This window comes from Micromonospora sp. NPDC049230, from assembly GCF_040647875.1.
GTDB lineage: Bacteria > Actinomycetota > Actinomycetes > Mycobacteriales > Micromonosporaceae > Micromonospora.
Genome location: NZ_JBEZCZ010000037.1, coordinates 25234 through 46385, shown reverse-complemented (window position 1 = coordinate 46385; position 21152 = coordinate 25234). Strand labels below are relative to the sequence as shown.

Sequence of the window (21152 nt, the reverse complement as noted above, 5' to 3'; positions counted from 1 at the left end):
GGGCGGTCAACGGTCGGTACGCAGCGTCAGGAGCCGGCTACCTCGCTGTAGATTGCCTCGACTTGCAGCTTGATGTCCACTCCGCGGTCCTGGAGGAACGGCACCGGGTCGATCGGCTTGCCCTTGACATGGATCTCGAGGTGCAGGTGGGTGCCGTAGGCGTGACCGGTCTGGCCGACGAGGCCGAGCTGGTCGCCGGCCTTGATCTGCTGGCCTTCCTTCACACTGACCGCGGAGGAGTGGCCGTAGATGGCCTCGCTGCCGTCGGCGTGCTGCACGATCACGGCGTTGCCGTACCCACCGAACCAGCCGGCCTTGGTGACCAGGCCGTCGTGGATCGCGACGTAGGGCGTGCCCTCGCCGGCGACGAGGTCCACGCCGGTGTGCATCTTGCCCCAGCGCATCCCGTAGGGGGAGTTGAAGTCGTAGCCCTGGAGCGGCAGCAGCCACACCTCGGGCTCGGCGCTGTCCTTGTTGCGGCTGTCCCGCGAGGCGCGCTCGGCGTTGTCGGCACGGGCCGCGGCGTCCTGGCTGGTGACCGACGCCTGCTTGAGCTCGTCGAGCACCGTCGGGCTGACGTCCTTGGCGTCCGGCAGGGCGCTCGCGCCGAGCGCGACGATGCCGGCTCCGACGAAGGCGGTGGTGACGACAGCGGCGTAACGGCTGCGCGGCGGGGTGGGCACGCGGCGACGACCGCGATATCGATCGGGCTCAGACGACAGGCGCTGGCGCACGCACACCCTCCGTTGTCGGGGTTCCGAAGCGGCCGGTGGACGTTCGTGAAGCTCCAGTGAACGTCCGCTGACCGCGTCGTCACCCGTCCATGGACCTGATGACAACCGTGGACACGTTAGCCAACCACCAGGCGAGTCACAAGCTAGAGCGAGAAATTGGCGTGTCGATCTGTCCGTTTGCGTCCGTGATTGTCATGCATCGTGACGCCGAACGGTGCCCCCGTTGCTGCCCGTTCGTCGCCGAGCGTGACCGGTCCGGCGGAGTCGTCCGACTTGACTGCGGGCCGTGCCGCAACGCGCCGGGTGGCGTCGAATCGCCACGTCGCGCGGCATCGCGTGGCCGTGCCGGACGGTTGTCGGCTCGCCGTGCCGGGCGGTGCCGGATCGCCGCGGCGGGCCTCTTCGGGCTGCGCGGTGATCGCGCTGCGTGATCGACTGGTCACGGAGCCGGGTTCCGGCCCGGATTTCCCGGGCCGGGCCCGCCGGGTTACCGTTCGTTCAGGTGAAAGCCGTGGAGCCGGTGAAAGGTGTGCGCTGATGAGCTCTCGTATTCGGGTCGTCGTCGCCAAGCCCGGCCTGGACGGCCACGACCGGGGCGCGAAGGTCGTCGCGCGTGCCCTGCGCGACGCCGGGATGGAGGTCGTCTACACCGGCCTGCACCAGACCCCCGAGCAGATCGTGGAGACGGCCATCCAGGAGGACGCCGACGCGGTCGGCCTGTCCGTCCTCTCCGGTGCGCACATGACGCTCTTCCGGCGGGTGCTGGAGCTGCTCGGTGAGCGGGACGCCCGCGACATCGTCGTGTTCGGTGGCGGCATCATCCCGAACGGCGACATCCCCGAGTTGGAGAAGCTGGGCGTCGCCAAGATCTTTACGCCGGGCGCCACCACCCAGGCGATCGTCGAGTGGGTCCGCGAGAACGTGGCGCAGCCGGTTTCCTGAGTCGCGCCGCGGTTCGGCGCGACGGCCTCTTCGGCGACTGGATTTGGGCACGGGGGAGGGGCCGGACGCACCCCTCACACGTCCGGCCCCTCTATGCACGATGCCCCGCCGCCACCCCTCGACCGACAGGGCATCGGCCGTCTCCCGTCTTTGCGCTGTTCAGCGCTCCGACATCTGACTCAACGAGGCCCCTACGACCGGGTTACGCAACCAGGGCAACATCGCCCGGACGGTGGATGCGGCAGGCGTGACGGCCGGAAACCGTCTGCTGGAGATGGGCGGTTGTGTATTACCGCACACCGCGCACCCGCTCGGTTGCCGGCGGTGCCGACCTCGCTAGGCTGCGGCCAATGGCCTGTTTCAACTGATGACAGGCGTCAAACTGTTTTTCGAACGCTGGTGGCGGCGCGACGGCGCGCCGCGGAGACGGGACGGGACGCGCAATCGTGGACCTGTACGAGTACCAGGGGCGGGACCTGTTCGAGCGGCACGGCTTGCCCGTGTTGGCCGGCGGCGTCGCCACTACCCCGGAAGAGGCCCGTGCGATCGCCGAACGCCTCGGCGGTCGCGTGGTCGTCAAGGCGCAGGTGAAGGTCGGCGGCCGAGGTAAGGCCGGCGGCGTCAAGCTGGCCGAGGGCGCCGAGGAGACGGTGGCCCGCGCCACCGACATCCTTGGCATGGACATCAAGGGCCACACCGTCCACAAGGTCATGATCACGGTGACCGCGGACGTGGCCGAGGAGTACTACTTCTCGTACCTGCTCGACCGGGCCAACCGCACCTTCCTCTGCATCGCCAGCGTTGCCGGCGGCATGGACATCGAGCAGGTCGCCGCCGACACCCCCGACCAGGTGGTGAAGGCCCCGATCGACGCCGTGCAGGGCGTGGACGAGGCCAAGGCCCGCGAGATCGTGACCGCCGCCGGTTTCCCGGCCGAGGTCGCCGACCAGGTGGTCGAGATCGCCGTGGGCCTGTGGCAGGCGTTCGTCGCCGAGGACGCCACACTGGTCGAGGTCAACCCGCTCGCCAAGAACGGCGACGGCCGGATGCTGCTGCTCGACGCCAAGATCAGCCTCGACGAGAACGCCGCGTTCCGGCACCCGGACCACGAGGCGCTGGTCGACCAGGCCGCTGTGGACCCGCTGGAGCAGGCCGCCAAGGCCAAGGACCTCAACTACGTCAAGCTCGACGGCGAGGTCGGCATCATCGGCAACGGCGCGGGTCTGGTCATGTCGACCCTCGACGTCGTCGCGTACGCCGGTGAGCGGCACGGCAACGTCAAGCCGGCGAACTTCCTCGACATCGGCGGCGGCGCGAGCGCCGCGGTGATGGCGAACGGGTTGGAGATCGTGCTCTCCGACCCGGCCGTGAAGAGCGTCTTCGTCAACGTCTTCGGCGGCATCACCGCCTGCGACGAGGTCGCCAACGGCATCATCCAGGCGATGGCCCTGCTGGAGCAGCGCGGCGAGCAGGTCACCAAGCCGCTCGTCGTCCGTCTCGACGGCAACAACGCCGAGGCCGGCCGGGCGATCCTGGACCGCGCGAACAACCCGCTCGTGCAGCGGGTGGACACCATGGACGGTGCGGCCGAGCGGGCCGCCGAGCTGGCAGCTGCGGGGGTCTGAGCATGGCTATCTGGCTGACCAAGGACTCGAAGGTCATCGTTCAGGGGATGACCGGTTCCGAGGGTTCCAAGCACACCCGGCGGATGCTGGCCGCCGGCACCAACGTGGTGGGTGGCGTCAACCCGCGCAAGGCGGGCCAGACTGTCGACTTCGACGGCACCGAGCTGCCGGTCTTCGCCTCCGTCGCGGACGCGATGGCCGAGACCGGGGCCGACGTCACTGTCATCTTCGTGCCGCCGCAGTTCACCAAGGCCGCCGTGGTCGAGGCGATCGACGCCGCCATCCCGCTGGCCGTGGTGATCACCGAGGGTGTCCCGGTGCACGACACCGCGTCGTTCTGGGCGTACAACGTGGCGAAGGGTGAGCAGACCCGGATCATCGGGCCGAACTGCCCCGGCATCGCCTCGCCCGGCGCGTCCAACGCCGGCATCATCCCGGCCGACATCACCGGCTCCGGCCGCATCGGCCTGGTCAGCAAGAGCGGCACGCTGACCTACCAGATGATGTACGAGCTGCGTGACATCGGCTTCTCCACCTGCGTCGGCATCGGCGGTGACCCGATCATCGGGACCACCCACATCGACGCGCTGGCGGCCTTCGAGGCCGACCCGGAGACCGACGCCATCGTGATGATCGGTGAGATCGGTGGTGACGCCGAGGAGCGGGCCGCCGAGTTCATCAAGACCAACGTCACCAAGCCGGTGGTCGGCTACATCGCCGGCTTCACCGCTCCTCCCGGCAAGACCATGGGTCACGCCGGGGCGATCATCTCCGGCTCGGCCGGCACCGCCGATGCGAAGCAGGCGGCGCTGGAGGCGGTCGGCGTCAAGGTCGGCAAGACGCCGACCGAGACGGCGAAGCTGATGCGGGAGATCATGTCCGGCAGCTGAGCCGGCCAGGCAACACCGAAGGGGGTCGACCGCAGCCGGTCGGCCCCCTTCGGCGTACGCGTGGCGGGTTGGTCAGTCGTTGTTCCAGAACGGGTAGTTGCCGGTGGCGCGCAGGATCGCCCCGCCGATGATGTTGATCACGCCGAACACGATGGCGAGGTAGCCCAGCACCGGTGACTGCCCGTTGCGCCGGGCGTCGCGGATGGACAGGTAGCCGAAGATGATGCCCAGGATGCCGCAGCAGATCAGCCCCAGCACGATGCCCAGCACGCCCCAGAGCGTGGTCCGGTCCCGTCCCCGGGCCGGTGGTGGCGGTGGTGGCGGGTATGGCGTCGTCACAGCGCCCTCCGGGCGTTCGTCGGCGATGGGCCGGCCGGACCGCGACCGGCGGACCCGACCCGGGCGGCGGCGACTCGCGCCCCCTTCGGCCGAGGCTAGACCGGACGGGGTGGCCGGGGCCCGGGTTCGGTCAACTCGCCGCCCTTCGGGCGGGTTATCGGACTGCCACGGCCCGCGCGACGTGCCAGAGTAGAGCGGATGTCCCCCGTCACCCCTGACCGTCCCAGCCGTCCCGGCGGTGTGCCCGCCGACGACCGGCCGGCGGATCGTGCCGCACCGGCCCGACGGGTGCCCGCGCCCCGCGCGGCTGGGTCGCCACGCGGGCGAGCGCCGTTGCCCGTGGCCGCCGGGGTGGCAGCCGGTTGGGCTGCCCTCACCTCCTACCTGCCGGTCGCCATCGTCCTCGGCCTGGTGCACCTCGGCACGGATTCCAGCACCCTGACCAGCACTCTGCGCACGGCGCTTGCCGGCTGGCTGCTCGGGCACGGCGTGGGGCTGCACACCGAGTCCGGTCCGCTCGGGCTCGCCCCGCTGGCGCTGACCGTGCTCGCGCTCTGGCGGCTGACCCGGGCCGGCGTGCACGTCAGCCGCGCGATCGGCGCCCGCGACACCCGCTCACCGCGTCGGGCGCTGCTCGCCGCGGGCGCGGTCGGCATCGCGTACGCGCTGCTCGGCGCGCTCGCGGCGGTGCTGATCGGCGCCGACGGGCCGGACGTGTCGGTGCTCCGGGCGGGAGCGACCTTCGCGGTTGTCGGCACACTCGCCGCACTGGTCGGCGCCACCCGCATCACCGCCGTGACCCAGGTTGCCGTCGGCTGGCTGCCGGGCCCGGTGCGCGACGGCGTGCGCAGCGGTCTGGTGGCCGGGCTGCTGCTGCTCGGCGCGGGTGCCGGCGCGGCCGGCCTGGCGGTAGCCACCGGCGGCGGCGACGCGGCCGACATGATCGGCGCGTACCGGACCGGGGTCGCCGGGCAGGCCGGGGTCACCCTGGTCAGCGCCGCGTACGCGCCGAACGCGGCGGTCTGGTCGGCCAGCTACCTGCTCGGGCCGGGCTTCGCGGTGGGCACCGACACCGCGGTCCGCACCAGCGAGGTGTCGGTCGGCGCGTTGCCGGCCGTGCCATTGCTCGCCGGCCTGCCGCGAGGCCCGGTGGACGGCTTCGGTGCTCTCCTGCTCGCGGTGCCGGTGCTGGCCGGGATGGTCGCCGGCTGGTTACTCGCACGCCGGCTGGCTCGACTGGCCGGGTCGGAGCGGGCCCCGCAGCGCTGGGCCGAGGTGTTGGTGCCGGCGGCGCTGGCCGGGCCGGTGGCCGGGGTGCTGCTCGGCGTGGCCGCCGCGGTGTCCGGGGGGCCGCTCGGTGCCGGTCGGCTGGCGCAGGTCGGGCCGGTGGGCTGGCAGGTCGGTGCGGTGGCGGCAGGTGTCATAGCGGCCGGCGCGCTGCTCGGTGCCGCGGCCACCCGAGCACTCACCCGCGCCCCCACCCAGCAGACCGCGATGCCACCGCGTGTGCCCTCGCGCTGAACGAGCGCGGGACACCGCGCGGGTTGCCCCGGAGCGTGTCCTCGCGCTGGACGAGCGCGAGGCTCCGCACTGGACGAGCCCTGGACGAGCGCGGGGCGCCCCGGACGAATCCGGAGCGCCCCGTGGACAACCGCCCGGTCAGGGCTGGGTGGGCAGGCTGACCTGTGCCACCACGAACAGGATGATCAGCAGGATGCCGAGCGCGACGCCGACGGCACCGCAGATCAGGCCGGCCTTGGCCTGCCCGGCGTTGTTGGCCAGGCCCTGGGCGACCTTCTGCTTGCCGAGGTAGCCGGTGACCACTGCCGCGATGCCGACCGGGATGCCCAGGTAGAAGCAGCACAGCAGCGGGATCGACGCGATACCGAGGATCATCGACACCAGGCCGAGGGTGTTGTTCTGCCCCTGCGCCTGCGGGTACCCGGCGTTCGGGTACGTCGGGCCGCTGCCGTACTGCGGCTGCTGGCCGTACGGGTCCTGGTACGCCGGCTGCTGACCGTACGGCTGACCCGAGGTGGGCTGCTGGCCGTACGGGGCCTGCGGTGCCGCGTACGGGTCCTGCTGGCCGTACGGCTGGCCGGAGGTGGGCTGCTGGCCGTACGGGGCGGCGGGCGGCGGGGGGGCGGTCGGGTCCTGGTTGGGCTGCTGGCCGTACGGGTCCTGACCGGGGTTACCGGGCTGCATTCGAAAAGCTCCTTGGACTGGTTCCGTCAGTTACTGCTGTTGTTTCCATCCATGATCGCGGTCAGTCCTCCCAAAGCCCAGTGCCGCAGCCGGAGGACATCTCTCCCAAAGCGCGGGAAAGGGCCCTTCATTGCCAGTTCCGCGTGTCGGGACGGTGACGGGCGTGGGTCGTGACGACGTTCGGCCCGAGCGAGCGGCAGCGTACCGGGTCGATGCTCGTCAGCACCGTCGACGATCGGCGCACCGCCCAGCGGAAGGGCATCCTGACCTGCCCGATAGGGTGGCCCGGTGACCGAGCCCGCGCCTGTCGCCCGCATCGTCGTCCTCGTCTCCGGCTCCGGAAGCAACCTCCAGTCGTTGCTGGATGCCGCCGCCGATCCCGCGTACGGCGCACAGGTCGTCGCGGTCGGCGCGGACCGCGACGGCATCGCGGGCCTGGACCGGGCCGCCGCGGCCGGCGTGCCGACGTTCGTCGAACGGGTCCGCGACCACGACACCCGGGAAGACTGGGATGTGGCGCTCACCGCGCACGTCGCGAAGCACCAACCCGACCTGGTCATCTCCGCCGGTTTCCTCAAGTTGGTCGGCCCGCACTTCCTCGCGGCCTTCGGCGACCGCTACCTGAACACGCACAACACGCTGCTGCCGGCGTTCCCCGGCATCCACGGCCCCCGCGACGCTCTCGCCTACGGCGTGAAGCTCACCGGGGCCACCCTCTTCTTCGTCGACGCCGGCATGGACACCGGGCCGATCGTGGCGCAGGTCGCGGTGCCGGTCCTCGACGACGACGACGTGGACACGCTCACCGAGCGCATCAAGGAAGCCGAGCGGCGCCAGCTCGTCGAGCAGGTCGGTCGCCTGGTCCGCGAAGGCTGGACCATTACCGGAAGGAAGGTCACGGTTCCGTGAGTCCCACTCAGGACGGGCGCCGCCCGATTCGGCGGGCGCTGGTCAGCGTCTACGACAAGACCGGGCTGGTCGAGCTGGCTCAGGCCCTGCACGCCGCCGGCGTGGAGATCGTGTCCACCGGCAGCACGGCGGGCACCATCGCCGCCGCCGGTGTGCCGGTGACGCCGGTGGAGACGGTGACCGGTTTTCCCGAGGTGCTCGACGGCCGGGTGAAGACCCTGCACCCGAAGGTGCACGCCGGTCTCCTCGCCGACCTGCGCAAGGACACACACGTCGCGCAGCTCGACGAGCTGGGGGTGGCGGCGTTCGACCTGCTGGTCTCCAACCTCTACCCGTTCCAGGCGACAGTCGCGTCCGGCGCCGGCGTCGAGGAGTGCGTGGAGCAGATCGACATCGGTGGCCCGGCCATGGTGCGGGCCGCCGCCAAGAACCACGCCTCGGTCGCCGTGCTCACCGACCCGGCCGGTTACCCGGCGCTGCTCGGCGCGCTCGGTGAGGGTGGCTTCACCCTGGCGCAGCGCCGCGCGCTGGCCGCCCGCGCGTTCGCGGACATCGCCGAGTACGACGTGGCGGTGGCCCAGTGGTGTGCCCGGGAGTTGGCCCCGGCCGACGACTCCTGGCCGGCGTTCGCCGGGTCGGCACTGCGCAAGTCGACGGTGCTGCGCTACGGGGAAAATCCGCACCAGCCGGCCGCGCTCTACACCGACCCGGACGCCCCGGCGGGGCTGGCCCAGGCCGAGCAGTTGCACGGCAAGGAGATGTCGTACAACAACTACGTCGACGCGGACGCCGCCTGGCGGGCCGCGAACGACTTCGCCGACCAGCCGGCGGTGGCGATCATCAAGCACGCCAACCCGTGCGGCATCGCGGTGGGCGCGGACGTCGCCGAGGCGCACCGCCTGGCGCACGCCTGCGACCCGGTGTCGGCGTTCGGCGGCGTGATCGCGGTCAACCGGCCGGTCTCGGTCGAGCTGGCCCGGCAGGTCGCCGACATCTTCACCGAGGTGGTGGTCGCCCCCGGCTTCGACAAGGGCGCGGTCGAGGTGTTGCAGGGCAAGAAGAACATCCGGCTGCTGCGGGCGCCGGCCTGGACCCCGGCGTCGATCGAGTGGCGGCCGGTGACCGGCGGCGTGCTCACCCAGGTCGCCGACCGGGTGGACGCCCCCGGCGACGACCCGGCCAACTGGCAGTTGGCGACCGGCGAGGCCGCCGACGAGGAGCTGCTGCGGGATCTGGCGTTCGCCTGGCGGGCGGTGCGCGCGGTGAAGAGCAACGCGATCCTGCTCGCCAAGGGCGGCGCCACCGTCGGCGTGGGCATGGGCCAGGTCAACCGGGTCGACTCGGCGCGGTTGGCTGTCGACCGCGCCGGTGCCGACCGGGCGAGGGGTTCGGTCGCGGCGTCGGACGCGTTCTTCCCGTTCGCCGACGGCCCGCAGATCCTCATCGACGCCGGCGTCCGCGCCATCGTGCAACCCGGAGGCTCCATCCGCGACGAAGAAGTAATCGAAGCGGCAAAGAAGGCAAACGTAACAATGTACCTAACCGGCACCCGCCACTTCTACCACTAACCACCCCCACCCCCACCCCACCACCCGCGTTGATCATGGAGTTATAGCGCCGACATGCCGGTCGGACGGGCAATAACTCCATGATCAACGCGCCGTGGGGGTGGGTTAGGGGAGTGGGCGGAGTTCGGCGAAGTGGCAGGCGGAGGGGTGGGGGTCGGCTGCTCTGGGGACCGTTTTCGGGTCCTCTACCGCGCAGATGTCCTGGGCCTTCCAGCAGCGGGTGCGGAAGTGGCAGCCGCTCGGCGGGTCGGCCGGGCTGGGCACGTCACCGACCAGCCGGATCATGTTGCGCTGGTGGCGGGCCTCCGGGTCGGGCACCGGCACCGCGGAGAGCAGAGCCTGGGTGTACGGGTGGGTGGCTCGCTCGTAGATCTCGTCCTCGGTGCCGATCTCGACGATCCGGCCGAGGTACATCACGGCGACCCGGTCGGCGATGTGCCGCACCACGGACAGGTCGTGGGCGATGAAGATGTACGACAGCCCCAGCTCGTCCTGGAGCTGCTTGAGCAGGTTGATCACCTGGGCCTGGATGGAGACGTCCAGGGCCGACACCGGCTCGTCGCAGACGATCACCTCGGGCCGCAGGGCGAGCGCGCGAGCGATGCCGATGCGCTGCCGCTGACCGCCGGAGAACTGGTGCGGGTACCTGTTGATGTGCTCCGGGTTGAGCCCCACCAGGTCGAGCAGTTCCTGGACCCGCTTGGCCTTGCTGCCCTTCGGGGCGGCATCCGAGTGGATCTCGAACGGCTCACCGATGATGTCGCCGACGGTCATCCGCGGGTTCAACGACGTGTACGGGTCCTGCATCACCATCTGCATGTTGCGGCGTACCCGACGCAGCTCGCCCCCGGAGGCCTTGAACAGGTCCCGACCTTCCAGGGTTGCCCGGCCGGAGGTGGGCGTCTCCAGCCGCATCAGCAGCCGGGCGAGGGTGGACTTGCCGCAGCCGGACTCGCCGACCACGCCCAGCGTCTCGCCCCGACGCAGCTCGAAGCTCACCCCGTCGACGGCCTTGACCGCGCCGATCTGCCGCTGGAACAGGACGCCCTGCGTGATCGGGAAGTGCTTCACCAGGTTGTCGACGGAGAGGATCGTCTCGCCGCGGACCTTGGCGGGACTAGCTGGCGACGCTGTCATCACGGACCTCCTGCGCGAAGTGGCAAGCGCTGGTCCGGCCGTCGCCGAGGACCAGGTCGTGGGGTACGACGTCCACGCAGACCTGCTGGACGTACGGGCACCGGGGGTGGAACGGGCAGCCGGACGGGATGCGCATCAGGTTCGGCGGCAACCCCTTGATCGTCGACAGTTCCTCGCCGCGGACGTCCAGGCGCGGGATCGACTCCAACAACCCCTTGGTGTACGGGTGGGCGGGCGCCTTGTAGAGCGAGCGGACGTCGGCGTGCTCGACGATCCGGCCGGCGTACATGACCGCGATCCGGTCCGCGACACCGGCGACCACACCCAGGTCGTGGGTGATCAGGATCATCGCCATGTCGCGTTCCCGGCGCAGGTCGGCCAGCAGGTCCATGATCTGGGCCTGGACCGTCACGTCGAGCGCCGTGGTGGGCTCGTCGGCGATCAGCACCTTCGGGTCCAGCGCCAGGGCCATGGCGATCATGACGCGCTGCCGCATGCCGCCGGAGAACTGGTGCGGGTAGTCGCCGAACCGCTTGGCGGCTCCCGGGATCTTGACCAGGTCCATCAGCTCGATGGCACGCCGCCGGGCGTCGGCCCGGGACAGGCCGGCGCGCTGGCGCAGTGTCTCGCCGATCTGCCAGCCGACCGGGAAGACCGGGTTCAGGGCGGACAGCGCGTCCTGGAAGATCATCGCGATCTCCTTGCCGCGCACCTGCCGGCGCTGCTCCTCGGAGCGGGTGAGCAGGTCCTGACCCTGGTAGAGGATCTGGCCGGAGCGGACCAGCGCGGGCGGGGTGTCCAGGATGCCCATGATCGCCTGGGCGGTGACCGACTTGCCGGAGCCCGATTCGCCGAGCACGGCAAGTGTCTCGCCGGCGTCCAGGTGGTACGACACGCCGTTGATCACCCGGGCCACGCCCTCGTTGGTGCGGAACTCGACGTGCAGGTCCCGCAACTCCAGCAGGTGGCCGCCCTCGGGCGTGGTGGAGGCGGGTGTGGGTTGGACGGTCATGAGTGTCTCACCGCAGCTTCGGGTCGAAGGCGTCACGGATCGCGTCGCCGAGCATGATGAACGCCAGCACTGTCAACGCGAGGAAAGCGGACGGGACGATCAGCGGTGCGGCCGCCTCCCGCATGTGGATGCGGCCGGTGTCGATGTCCTGGCCCCAGGAGATGGTCGGCGCCTTCAGGCCGATGCCCAGGAACGAGAGCGTCGCCTCGGCCGCGATGAACGAGCCGAGCGCGATGGTCAGCACGACGATGACCGGGGCCAGCGAGTTCGGCAGGATGTGCCGCCACATGATCCGCCCGTTGCCCGCGCCGAGCATCCGGGCCGCCGAGACATAGTCCTGTTCCTTGGCGGTGATCACCGACGAGCGGACCACGCGGGCGGCGGTGGTCCAGCCGAGCAGGGCCAGCACGAAGACCACAGCACCGATCCGCGCCCACTGGCTGTCGCTGGAGACCCGCTTGAGCAGCACGATCGCGGCCAGCAGCAGCGGGATGCCGAGCACCACGTCGATCACCCGGGACAGCACCGCGTCGATCCAGCGGCCGAAGTAACCGGCCAGCATGCCGATCACCAGCGCGATGATCCCGGTGCCGAGCGCGGCGAGCGCGCCGACCAGCAGCGAGGCCCGGGTGCCGTAGACCGCCCGGGAGTACGTGTCGCAGCCCTGGAAGTCGTACCCGAAGATGGCCCCGCCGGACGGCCCGGCGTGCTGTCGGGAGAGCAGGCAGTCATTCGGGTTGTTGGCGGTGAACACACCGGGGAACAGCGCCATCAGGGTGAAGATGACGACAAGCGCCAGCGAGATCCAGAAGATCGGGTTGCGGCGCAGGTCGCGCCAGGCGTCTCCGGCCAGGCTGCGGGGCTTGTTCGCGGCGCCGACCTGGTTGGGTGTGCCCGGCTCGCCCGAGGGCCCACGCCGCGCGGCCTGGTTCTCGCTGGCCGCCACCGTCTCGAAGTCACTCATGCCTGCACCTCGCTGCGCTCGGCGCCGGCACGGTCGCTGCGCTCACTCATAGCGGATCCTCGGGTCGAGTACGGCGTACAGGACGTCAACCACCAGGTTCGAGACCAGGTAGACCACGACGAGCACGCTGACGATGCCCACCACCAGCGGGCCGTCCTCGGTGCGGATGCCGCGGAAGAGGTTGAAGCCCACGCCGGGGATGTTGAAGACGCCCTCGGTGATGATCGCGCCGCTCATCAGGTTGCCCAGTTCCACACCGAGGAAGGTGACCACCGGGATCAGTGAGTTGCGCAGCACGTGGACGACGACGATGCGGCGCTTGACCAGGCCCTTGGACCGGGCGGTCCGGACGTAGTCGGCGCGCAGGTTCTCCGCCACCGAGGCCCGGGTGAGTCGCAGGGCGGTGGCCAGCGACAGCGAGCCGAGCACGATGCCCGGCAGCAGGAGCGCGTAGAACGTCGGGTCGGAGCCGGCGGTGGGTGGGAAGAGTTGCCACTTCACGCCGAGGAAGTACTGCGCCAGAGGCGCCAGCACGATGGTCGGGATGCCCAGCACCAGCAGGGTCAGCACCAGCGTGGAGTTGTCGAAGATGCTGGCCCGGCGGATGCCGGCGAGCACACCGGCGGTGACACCGAAGATGATCGCCACGGCGAGCGCGATGAGCGCGAGTTGGACGGTGACCGGCCAGGCCTGCTGGAGGATGTCGCCGATGTTCCGACCGGTGAGCGACTCGCCCAGGTTGCCCTGGAGCAGGTTCTTCACGTAGTCGAAGTAGCGGTAGAAGAAGCCACCGACGCCTGTCGCGTCCAGGTGGTACCTCTCGGTCAGGTAGGCCCGTTGGGCCGGCGTCACCGGCCGCTCACCGGCGAGCGCCTGGATGGGGTCGCCCTGCCCGGCGAATGTCAGCGCGTAGACGATCAGGGTGGTCCCGAAGAACGCCAGGACCATCTGCAGTAGGCGCCGCAAGATGTAGCGGAACATGCTTAGCAGTCTCTCCGGAAATGTGCGAAAGGGTCGCAGGACGGCATCTCTGGTCGTACCCGAAATATCCGAGACGTGCCGTCCGGCCCGGGGAAGCCGGCACCACCGACGCCGGGTCCGCTACCGCGACCCGGCCCGGTGGTGCGGTCGGGCCACCCGCGCGTCGTCGCCCGGGTGGCCCGCACCATGGTCAGCTCAGCTGGCCGCTTCGATCTTGATGAGGTTGACCCGCTGGAACAGGTCCATCTGCACGTTCTTGACCTTGGACGAGTGGCCGAACACGTTCTCGCCGAAGCGGAGCGGGATCACCGGCATGTCCTTGGCCAGGAGGTCCTCCGCCTGCTGGTACTTGGCGATCGCCTCGTCCTGCGTCTTGGCGGCGGCACCCTCCTTGACCAGCTTGTCGAACTCCTTGTTGCTGTAGCCGTAGTAGTTCGACGAGCCGTTGGTGCTGTACAGCGGGCCGAGGTAGTCCTCCATGGTCGGGTAGTCCATGACCCAACCCATCCGGAACGCGCCCACCGGCTGCTTCTTCTCGATCTTGGTGAGCAGGTCGGCGAACTTCGGCTCGGCCGCGCCGACGGCGTCCACACCCAGGTTGGCCTTGAGCTGGTTGACAGTGGCGTCGACCCAGTCCTTGTGCCCGCCGTCGCCGTTGTAGGAGATGACGATCTTCGACGGGCCGCCGGCGGCCTGGTAGAGCTTCTTGGCCTCGGTCGGGTTGAACTCGCCCGCCTTGCCGGTGGTGTTGTCCCGGTAGCCCGGCAGGACCGGCGAGACGAAGGAGCGTGCCGACGTCTGCGAGCCCTTGAAGACCGACTTGGTGATCTCGTCACGGTCGATCGCCATCGAGATGGCCTTGCGCACGTCCGGGTTGCTGTAGTCCTTGTCGAACGTCGGGAACGCGAGGAACTGGAACGACGACATCGGGCTGGTCTGGTACCTGTCGCCCAGGTCGCTCGGCGCGGTGCTCAGGCTCTCGGTCGGGATCGTCGGCAGCACGTCCAGGTTGTCCGCCTGGACGTCCGCGTAGGCCGCGGTGAGCTGCTGGTAGATCCGGAACTCAACGTCCTTGACCTTGGGCTTCTCGCCCGGGTACGCGTCGTAACGCTCGACGTCGATCTTGCTGTCGTGCTGCCAGGTGCCCTTCATCTTGAAGGGGCCCTGCCCGATCGGCGCCTGCTCGTAGCCGTCCTTGAGCACACCCGGGGCCGAGAACGCGGCCTTCGGCAGTGGGAAGAACGCGTTGTAGCCGAGCGTGGTCTTGAAGTCGATGTACGGGTCGGACAGCGTCACGGTGAACGTGGCGTCGTCGACCTTCTTCAGCCCGGACATCTCCTTGGCCTTCGGCGCCTTGCCCTGGAGGTCCGCGTAGCCAGCGATCTTGTCGAAGAAGGCGTTGGCGTCCTGGCCGTTGGGGGCGTACGCGCCGTAGTTCCAGGCGTTGATGTAGTCCTCGGACGTGACCTTCTCACCGTTGTGGAAGGTGAAGCCGTCCTTGAGCTTGATCGTCCAGACCTTGTTGTCGGACGAGGTGATCGACTGCGCGGCGACCTCGTACGGCTTGTTCTGGGCGTCGTAGTCCACGAGCGGGCTGAACAGGCCGGCGAGCACCTGCGACCCGGACGTCTCGGTGGTGTTCGTGGGAACCAGGTGCTTGGGCTCGGCGATCTGAATGCTGACCGCCGAACTGCCGCTGCCGCCGGATCCACCGTCTCCGCCGCTGCCGCAGGCCGCGAGGCCCAGCGTCACCGCGAGCGGGAGGGCGGTCCAGGCGGCGAGTCTACGAACTCGCATTGTGCCTCCTCATCTCCTCACGCTGCGCAGTCAGGCCCGACGCTGGGTTACGCTGCGCAACAAGCGGCAACGGTAGGCCGGCGACGGGTCTTCGGCAACGACGCGGTTGCGGGTGGGTAACGGTCCGGCACCTCCGGGCTTGCCGAGGGTCGGCGGATCTGCTAGCGGAATTCCACCAGAATGCTCATAACCTGCATATATTCCAGCGGTCTCGGCGCATGCACTGCCGTCCTGGGCGCTGCTGGCGCTCTCTTGGGCGGTCGTCCTGTGTCAACCGCGCTCCTCCGCCGTGTCTGGTTCGGCGGTGACCGAATCCACAAAAGATGACGCAGAGTGACTAGCGCCACGTGACAGAAAGTCACAGGTGGTTGCCACCGGCCAGCCGGTGGCAGGCCGCCGCGAGCGAGGTCCTCGAAACGGCGGGCGATGGCCGTGAGACGATCTGGTCGTGACGGCGACGCTTCTGGACGGCAAGGCAACCGCGGCGGAGATCAAGGACGAGCTGCGGATACGGGTCAAGGCACTCGCGGAACGCGGCATCACCCCCGGGCTCGGCACGGTCCTGGTCGGGGCGGACCCGGGCAGCCAGGCGTACGTCAACGGCAAGCACCGCGACTGCGCCGAGGTCGGCATCGCCTCGATCCGCCGCGAGTTGCCGGCCGACGCCACCCAGCAGCAGGTCGACGACGTGCTGGCCGAGCTGAACGCCGACCCGGCGTGCCACGGCTACATCGTCCAACTGCCGCTGCCGGCGCACCTCGACACCCAGCGGGTGCTGGAGTTGATCGACCCGGACAAGGACGCCGACGGTCTGCACCCGGTCAACCTGGGCCGGCTCGTGCTCGGCTACGACGGCCCGCTGCCCTGCACCCCGCGCGGCATCGTCGAGCTGCTCCGCCGGCACGACGTGGCCCTGCGCGGCGCCACGGTGGCCGTGGTGGGTCGCGGCAACACCGTCGGCCGGCCCCTCGGCCTGCTGCTCACCCGCCGCAGCGAGAACGCCACTGTCACCCTCTGCCACACCGGCACCCTCGACCTCGCCTCGCACACCCGGGCCGCCGACATCGTCATCGTCGCGGCCGGCGTACCGGGCCTGCTCACCGCCGACATGATCAACCCCGGCGCGGTGGTGGTCGACGTCGGCATCACGCGCGTGATCGGCGCGGACGGCAAGGGCCGCTACACCGGTGACGTGGACCCGGAGGTGGCCGAGACGGCCGGCGCGTTGGTCCCCATGCCGGGCGGCGTGGGCCCGATGACCCGGGCCATGCTGCTCACCAACGTCGTGGAGCGCGCCGAGCGCGGCTGACCCGCCCGTCGGGCATCGAACCGGAACGACGGTGACGTTCGCCCCATCCCGGCGATGGCCGCCGCCCCTGGCCGGATGGGTGCCAGGATGACTGATACGGTCCGGAAAACCGACTGGTATCAGGGAGTGGGACGACCATGGGTAAGAAGGTCACTGTCGTCGGGGCTGGCTTCTACGGCTCCACCACCGCACAGCGCCTGGCCGAGTACGACGTCTTCGACACCGTAGTGATCACCGACATCGTGGAGGGCAAGCCCGCGGGTCTCGCACTCGACCTCAACCAGTCCCGGGCCATCGAGGGCTTCGAGACCAAGGTGGTCGGTGTGACCACCGGTGCCAACGGTGAGGGCTACGAGGCCATCGAGGGCTCCGACGTCGTCGTGATCACCGCTGGTCTGCCGCGCAAGCCCGGCATGAGCCGGATGGACCTGCTGGAGACCAACGCCAAGATCGTCCGGCAGGTCGCCGAGAACGTCGCCAAGTACGCGCCGAGCGCCGTCGTCATCGTGGTCTCCAACCCGCTGGACGAGATGACCGCCCTGGCGCAGCTCGCCACCCAGTTCCCGAAGAACCGGGTCCTCGGCCAGGCCGGCATGCTGGACACCGCCCGGTTCAGCAACTTCGTCGCCGAGGCACTGAACGTGCCTGTCGCGTCGGTACGCACCCTGACCCTGGGCTCGCACGGCGACACGATGGTCCCGGTGCCCTCGAAGAGCACCGTCAACGGCAAGCCGCTGCGCGAAGCGATGCCGGCCGAGCAGATCGAGGAACTGGTCGTCAAGACCCGCAACGGTGGCGCCGAGGTGGTCGCGCTGCTCAAGACCGGTTCGGCGTACTACGCCCCGTCCGCCGCCGCGGCCCGGATGGCGAAGGCCGTCGCCGAGGACTCCGGCGAGGTCATGCCGGTCTGCGCGTGGGTCGACGGCGAGTACGGCATCTCCGGTGTCTACCTCGGTGTCGAGGCGGAGATCGGCGCCGAGGGCGTCAAGCGGGTCGTCGAGACCGACCTGGACGCCGACGAGCGCGCCAGCCTCCTGGAGGCCGCCGAGGCCGTCCGCGCCAAGCAGGGCGACATCTCCAGCATGTAGTGCCCCCGAACCACCGCTTGCGAAAGGGCGTGCCGACAAACCGGCGCGCCCTTCGCCGTCCACCCCCCACCCCAGACCCGCGTTGATCATGGAGTTATTGCCACCCCGCGCGGCGTGTCGCGGCGATAACTCCATGATCAACTGGGGGTGGGTGGGGGCTGCCGACCCAATTGCAGTACGCTCGTACTGCTTGAGCACGTGTCCCTCGAGAGGAGCGCCGGCCGATGGCGAAGATCAAGGTAAACAACCCGGTCGTGGAGCTCGACGGCGACGAGATGACCCGGATCATCTGGAAGCAGATCCGGGAGCAGCTGATCCTGCCCTACCTCGACGTCGACCTGCACTACTACGACCTGTCGATCCAGCACCGCGACGAGACCGACGACCAGGTCACCATCGACGCCGCCAACGCCATCAAGGAGCACGGCGTCGGCGTCAAGTGCGCGACCATCACCCCGGACGAGGCCCGGGTGGAGGAGTTCGGCCTGAAGAAGATGTGGCGGTCGCCCAACGGCACCATCCGCAACATCCTCGGCGGCGTCGTCTTCCGCGAGCCGATCATCATGTCCAACGTGCCGCGGCTGGTCCCCGGCTGGACCAAGCCGATCATCATCGGCCGGCACGCCCACGGTGACCAGTACAAGGCCACCGACTTCGTCGTCCCCGGCCCGGGCACGGTGACCATCACCTACACCCCTGCCGACGGCGGCGCGCCGATGGAGATGGAGGTCGCCAACTTCCCCGGCGGCGGCATCGCCATGGGCATGTACAACTACGACGAGTCGATCCGGGACTTCGCCCGGGCGTCGTTCCGGTACGGGCTGGACCGCAACTACCCGGTCTACCTGTCCACCAAGAACACCATCCTCAAGGCGTACGACGGCCGGTTCAAGGACATCTTCGCCGAGGTGTTCGAGGCCGAGTTCAAGGACGAGTTCGCCGCCGCCGGCATCACCTACGAGCACCGGCTCATCGACGACATGGTCGCCGCCGCGCTCAAGTGGGAGGGTGGCTACGTCTGGGCCTGCAAGAACTACGACGGTGACGTGCAGTCCGACACCGTCGCGCAGGGCTTCGGCTCGCTGGGTCTGATGACCTCGGTGCTGCTCTCGCCGGACGGCCGGACCGTCGAGGCCGAGGCCGCGCACGGCACTGTCACCCGGCACTACCGGCAGTACCAGAAGGGCGAGAAGACCTCGACGAACCCGATCGCGTCGATCTACGCCTGGACCCGGGGCCTGGCCCACCGGGGCAAGCTGGACGGCACCCCGGCGGTCACCGAGTTCGCCAACACCCTGGAGCAGGTCATCGTCGACACCGTCGAGGGCGGCCAGATGACCAAGGACCTCGCGCTGCTCATCTCGCGTGACGCCCCGTGGCTGACCACCGACGAGTTCATGAACGCGCTCGACGAGAACCTGGCCCGCAAGATCGCCGCCTGATCCAGGTGTACCGCGTCATCGGAGCCCGCCGGCGTCTCAGCCGGCGGGCTTCGGCGTGTCCGGGGCTGACGCGCCGGTCGGCGTCACTGCTGTCGGCGCGCCTCGTTGACCAGGATGGACGAGATGCCAGTCGCGTCCGAGGAAGGTTGACCACTGTCGACCCGCGGCACCCGTGCGCCGATCAGCCAGCCTTCCCGGCTGTGCCGTGCACAGCCAGCCGTCCCTTCCCTGCGGGGGGCCCTGTCCCGGGCCCCCCGCGCCCTGTTCCCACGAAGGCGACGGCGCGCGGCAAACCGCTCAGACGGCGCGCAGCAGGTCGGCGGCGCGCTCGGGCGCGATGTCGTTGATGAAGACACCCATCCCCGACTCGGAGCCCGCCAGGTACTTCAGCTTGTCCGGGGCCCGTCGGATGCTGAACAGCTGTAGGTGCAGGTAACCCAACTCGCGGTCGACGCGCACCGGCGCCTGGTGCCAGGCCGAGATGTACGGCATCGGCATGTCGAACAGGCCGTCGAAGCGACGCAGCAGATCCAGGTAGAGCGGCCCGAAGGCGTCCCGCTCGCTGTCGCTGAGCGCCGGGATGTCCGGTACCACCCGGTGTGGCGCGACGTGCACCTCGAACGGCCAGCGGGCGGCCGCCGGGACGAACGCCGTCCAGTGCTCGTTCTCGGTGACCACCCGGTCGCCGGTGGCGCGCTCGGCGGCCAGCACGTCCGCGTACAGGTTGCCCCCGCCGGTCCGTTCCGCGTGCCGGCGTGCCGCGGCCAGCAGCGCGCGGGTGCGCGGCGTCACGAAGGGGTACGCGTAGATCTGCCCGTGCGGGTGGTGCAGCGTGACGCCGATCTCGACGCCCCGGTTCTCGAAGCAGAAGATCTGCTCCACGCCGGGCAACTCTCCGAGCACCTCGGTGCGGTCGGCGAGCGCGTCCAGGACGGTGCGGACCCGACGCGGCGGCAGGCTGGCGAAGGAGGCGTTGTGCTCCGAGGTGAAGCAGACCACCTCGCAACGGCCGACGCCAGGTCGAACAGGGGTGAACGGGGTGATCTCGCCGGGCTCGTCCGCCACCCGCCCGCTGAGCGACGGGAACCGGTTCTCGAAGACCACCACGTCGTAGTCGGGCGCGGGGACCTCGGTCAGCCGGTCGCCCACCGACGGGTCGAGGGGGCACTCGTTCGCCGGCGGCAGGAAGGTGCGGGTCTGCCGGTGCACGGCCACCGCCACCCACTCGTCGGTGAGCGGGTCGTAGCGCAGTTGGGACGCGGGGGGCGGCGGCGGCAGGTCGCGCCGGTCCGGCTGGTCGCGGACGGCGTCGTCGCGCTCGTCGAAGTAGATCAGCTCCCGGCCGTCGGCCAGGTCGATCGCGGTGCGTTTCACTGCGCCGCCCCCTCACTCGTCGGCGTGCGCGTCGCGCGGCCCGCCCCTGTCGCTTCAACCATGATCAATTCGCCCACGTGTTCGCCGAGTACCCGTCGTGCGGGTGGAGGCAACCGGTCGTCGCTGACCAGTACGTGTGCTGCTGCCAGCTCGACGATCGAGGAGATGCCCACAGTGCCCCACTTGGTGTGGTCGGCGAGCACCACCAACCGGTCCGCCGCGGCCACGAGCGCCCGGTCGGTCTCGGCCTCCATCAGGTTCGGGGTGGTGAACCCGGTCCGTTCGGTGATGCCGTGGACACCCAGGAAGAGCAGATCCAGGTGCAGCGACCGGACGGCCCCGACCGCGAGCGGGCCGACAAGCGCGTCCGACGGCGTGCGTACACCCCCGGTGAGCACCACCGTCTGGTCCGGTCGACCCGCGGCGTGCAGGATCTCGGCCACCGGCAGCGAGTTGGTCACCACGGTCAGGCCGGGCACGTCCACAAGCCTGCGGGCCAACTCGGCGGTGGTGGTGCCGGCGGAGAGCGCGACCGCCGCGCCCGGCCGGACCAGGTGGGCGGCCCGGTCCGCGATGGCGGCCTTCTCCGCCAGTTGGCGGACCGACTTGGCGTGAAAGCCCGGCTCGTCAGTCGAACTCGGCTCGGCCGCCGTGGCGCCGCCGTGCACCTTGGCCAGCAGGCCACGCTCGTGCAACGACTCCAGGTCACGGCGGATGGTCATGTCGGAGACACCGAACTCGCCGGCCAACTCGGTGACCCGGACACCGCCGGTGGACCGGACCCGCTCCAGGATGGCCGCCTGCCGCTGCTGAGCGAGCATTCGCCGTGCCTCCCC

19 protein-coding genes are annotated in these 21152 nt (G+C 70.1%); 9 read left to right on the top strand and 10 right to left on the bottom strand.

What is annotated here, in order from left to right:
- Positions 1 to 26 precede the first annotated feature (26 nt).
- Positions 27 to 734, bottom strand: a complete 708-nt coding sequence (locus AB0A95_RS26405; protein ID WP_357558438.1) for a M23 family metallopeptidase — start codon at positions 732 to 734, stop codon at positions 27 to 29.
- A gap of 537 nt (positions 735 to 1271) precedes the next feature.
- Between AB0A95_RS26405 and AB0A95_RS26400 the strand changes: the two genes are divergently transcribed.
- The 3 genes from AB0A95_RS26400 (at position 1272) to sucD (ending at position 4191) form a co-directional block, all read left to right on the top strand.
- Positions 1272 to 1676, top strand: coding sequence for a cobalamin B12-binding domain-containing protein (locus AB0A95_RS26400; protein ID WP_088987674.1), 405 nt, complete (start codon positions 1272 to 1274; stop codon positions 1674 to 1676).
- A gap of 446 nt (positions 1677 to 2122) precedes the next feature.
- Positions 2123 to 3301 (top strand): ADP-forming succinate--CoA ligase subunit beta, encoded by a 1179-nt coding sequence (gene sucC / locus AB0A95_RS26395; RefSeq protein ID WP_357558437.1) that lies wholly within the window; start codon positions 2123 to 2125, stop codon positions 3299 to 3301.
- Between the two features lie 2 nt (positions 3302 to 3303).
- Positions 3304 to 4191, top strand: a complete 888-nt coding sequence (gene sucD / locus AB0A95_RS26390) for a succinate--CoA ligase subunit alpha (RefSeq protein WP_357558436.1) — start codon at positions 3304 to 3306, stop codon at positions 4189 to 4191.
- 72 nt (positions 4192 to 4263) lie between these two features.
- Here sucD and AB0A95_RS26385 read toward each other — a convergent pair whose 3' ends face one another.
- Positions 4264 to 4530: a DUF4190 domain-containing protein gene (locus AB0A95_RS26385; RefSeq protein WP_357067663.1), complete on the bottom strand. Its 267-nt coding sequence runs from the start codon at positions 4528 to 4530 to the stop codon at positions 4264 to 4266.
- 198 nt (positions 4531 to 4728) lie between these two features.
- Here AB0A95_RS26385 and AB0A95_RS26380 point away from each other — a divergent pair, with 198 nt between their 5' ends.
- Positions 4729 to 6051 carry a DUF6350 family protein gene (locus tag AB0A95_RS26380; RefSeq protein ID WP_357558435.1) on the top strand — a complete coding sequence of 441 codons (1323 nt, stop codon included), beginning with the start codon at positions 4729 to 4731 and terminating at the stop codon, positions 6049 to 6051.
- A 138-nt stretch (positions 6052 to 6189) separates the two neighbouring features.
- Here AB0A95_RS26380 and AB0A95_RS26375 read toward each other — a convergent pair whose 3' ends face one another.
- Complete coding sequence (locus AB0A95_RS26375; protein WP_357558434.1) at positions 6190 to 6735, bottom strand: DUF4190 domain-containing protein; 546 nt, start codon at positions 6733 to 6735, stop codon at positions 6190 to 6192.
- Positions 6736 to 7023: 288 nt separating this feature from the next.
- On the opposite strand from AB0A95_RS26375, the gene purN reads away from it, so the two are divergent.
- Together purN and purH are read left to right on the top strand one after the other, a co-directional pair.
- Positions 7024 to 7644 carry a phosphoribosylglycinamide formyltransferase gene (purN, locus tag AB0A95_RS26370; protein WP_357558433.1) on the top strand — a complete coding sequence of 207 codons (621 nt, stop codon included), beginning with the start codon at positions 7024 to 7026 and terminating at the stop codon, positions 7642 to 7644.
- Positions 7641 to 9212, top strand: coding sequence for a bifunctional phosphoribosylaminoimidazolecarboxamide formyltransferase/IMP cyclohydrolase (gene purH / locus AB0A95_RS26365; protein WP_357558432.1), 1572 nt, complete (start codon positions 7641 to 7643; stop codon positions 9210 to 9212). Before purN ends, purH begins: the two co-directional genes overlap by 4 nt.
- A 105-nt stretch (positions 9213 to 9317) precedes the next feature.
- On the opposite strand, the gene AB0A95_RS26360 is transcribed toward purH, so the two are convergent.
- From AB0A95_RS26360 to AB0A95_RS26340, 5 genes are all read right to left on the bottom strand, one after another.
- Positions 9318 to 10349 carry a dipeptide ABC transporter ATP-binding protein gene (locus tag AB0A95_RS26360; RefSeq protein ID WP_357558431.1) on the bottom strand — a complete coding sequence of 344 codons (1032 nt, stop codon included), beginning with the start codon at positions 10347 to 10349 and terminating at the stop codon, positions 9318 to 9320.
- A complete protein-coding gene (locus AB0A95_RS26355) occupies positions 10330 to 11361 on the bottom strand; it encodes an ABC transporter ATP-binding protein (protein ID WP_357558430.1) in 1032 nt (343 codons plus the stop codon). The genes AB0A95_RS26360 and AB0A95_RS26355 overlap by 20 nt, the downstream gene beginning before the upstream one ends.
- Before the next feature lie 7 nt (positions 11362 to 11368).
- Positions 11369 to 12325 (bottom strand): ABC transporter permease, encoded by a 957-nt coding sequence (locus tag AB0A95_RS26350; protein ID WP_357558429.1) that lies wholly within the window; start codon positions 12323 to 12325, stop codon positions 11369 to 11371.
- Positions 12326 to 12367: 42 nt separating this feature from the next.
- Positions 12368 to 13306, bottom strand: coding sequence for an ABC transporter permease (locus AB0A95_RS26345; protein WP_357067679.1), 939 nt, complete (start codon positions 13304 to 13306; stop codon positions 12368 to 12370).
- Between the two features lie 195 nt (positions 13307 to 13501).
- Complete coding sequence (locus tag AB0A95_RS26340) at positions 13502 to 15103, bottom strand: ABC transporter substrate-binding protein (protein ID WP_357558428.1); 1602 nt, start codon at positions 15101 to 15103, stop codon at positions 13502 to 13504.
- Between the two features lie 448 nt (positions 15104 to 15551).
- Here AB0A95_RS26340 and AB0A95_RS26335 point away from each other — a divergent pair, with 448 nt between their 5' ends.
- The 3 genes from AB0A95_RS26335 to AB0A95_RS26325 all read left to right on the top strand — a co-directional run bounded on the left by AB0A95_RS26335 (position 15552) and on the right by AB0A95_RS26325 (position 18942).
- Positions 15552 to 16412 carry a bifunctional methylenetetrahydrofolate dehydrogenase/methenyltetrahydrofolate cyclohydrolase gene (locus tag AB0A95_RS26335; RefSeq protein ID WP_088950132.1) on the top strand — a complete coding sequence of 287 codons (861 nt, stop codon included), beginning with the start codon at positions 15552 to 15554 and terminating at the stop codon, positions 16410 to 16412.
- 137 nt (positions 16413 to 16549) lie between these two features.
- Positions 16550 to 17500, top strand: a complete 951-nt coding sequence (locus tag AB0A95_RS26330; protein WP_357558427.1) for a malate dehydrogenase — start codon at positions 16550 to 16552, stop codon at positions 17498 to 17500.
- A gap of 224 nt (positions 17501 to 17724) precedes the next feature.
- Positions 17725 to 18942: an NADP-dependent isocitrate dehydrogenase gene (locus AB0A95_RS26325; protein ID WP_130404503.1), complete on the top strand. Its 1218-nt coding sequence runs from the start codon at positions 17725 to 17727 to the stop codon at positions 18940 to 18942.
- 297 nt (positions 18943 to 19239) lie between these two features.
- On the opposite strand, the gene galT is transcribed toward AB0A95_RS26325, so the two are convergent.
- The gene (galT, locus tag AB0A95_RS26320; protein ID WP_357558426.1) at positions 19240 to 20316 is read right to left on the bottom strand and encodes a galactose-1-phosphate uridylyltransferase; all 1077 of its coding nucleotides are present in this window, start codon (positions 20314 to 20316) and stop codon (positions 19240 to 19242) included.
- Positions 20313 to 21137 (bottom strand): DeoR/GlpR family DNA-binding transcription regulator, encoded by an 825-nt coding sequence (locus tag AB0A95_RS26315; RefSeq protein WP_357558425.1) that lies wholly within the window; start codon positions 21135 to 21137, stop codon positions 20313 to 20315. The genes galT and AB0A95_RS26315 overlap by 4 nt, the downstream gene beginning before the upstream one ends.
- Between the last annotated feature and the right edge of the window lie 15 nt (positions 21138 to 21152).

Excerpts from the sequence above, each read along its gene's own strand:
- AB0A95_RS26330 (WP_357558427.1), top strand. The coding sequence starts at position 16,550 with ATGGGTAAGAAGGTCACTGTCGTCGGGGCTGGCTTCTACGGCTCCACC.
- sucD (WP_357558436.1), top strand. The coding sequence starts at position 3,304 with ATGGCTATCTGGCTGACCAAGGACTCGAAGGTCATCGTTCAGGGGATG.
- AB0A95_RS26360 (WP_357558431.1), bottom strand. The coding sequence starts at position 10,349 with ATGACAGCGTCGCCAGCTAGTCCCGCCAAGGTCCGCGGCGAGACGATC.
- AB0A95_RS26350 (WP_357558429.1), bottom strand. The coding sequence starts at position 12,325 with ATGAGTGACTTCGAGACGGTGGCGGCCAGCGAGAACCAGGCCGCGCGG.
- AB0A95_RS26400 (WP_088987674.1), top strand. The coding sequence starts at position 1,272 with ATGAGCTCTCGTATTCGGGTCGTCGTCGCCAAGCCCGGCCTGGACGGC.
- AB0A95_RS26340 (WP_357558428.1), bottom strand. The coding sequence starts at position 15,103 with ATGCGAGTTCGTAGACTCGCCGCCTGGACCGCCCTCCCGCTCGCGGTG.
- AB0A95_RS26375 (WP_357558434.1), bottom strand. The coding sequence starts at position 6,735 with ATGCAGCCCGGTAACCCCGGTCAGGACCCGTACGGCCAGCAGCCCAAC.
- AB0A95_RS26380 (WP_357558435.1), top strand. The coding sequence starts at position 4,729 with ATGTCCCCCGTCACCCCTGACCGTCCCAGCCGTCCCGGCGGTGTGCCC.
- AB0A95_RS26315 (WP_357558425.1), bottom strand. The coding sequence starts at position 21,137 with ATGCTCGCTCAGCAGCGGCAGGCGGCCATCCTGGAGCGGGTCCGGTCC.
- AB0A95_RS26345 (WP_357067679.1), bottom strand. The coding sequence starts at position 13,306 with ATGTTCCGCTACATCTTGCGGCGCCTACTGCAGATGGTCCTGGCGTTC.
- AB0A95_RS26355 (WP_357558430.1), bottom strand. The coding sequence starts at position 11,361 with ATGACCGTCCAACCCACACCCGCCTCCACCACGCCCGAGGGCGGCCAC.
- AB0A95_RS26325 (WP_130404503.1), top strand. The coding sequence starts at position 17,725 with ATGGCGAAGATCAAGGTAAACAACCCGGTCGTGGAGCTCGACGGCGAC.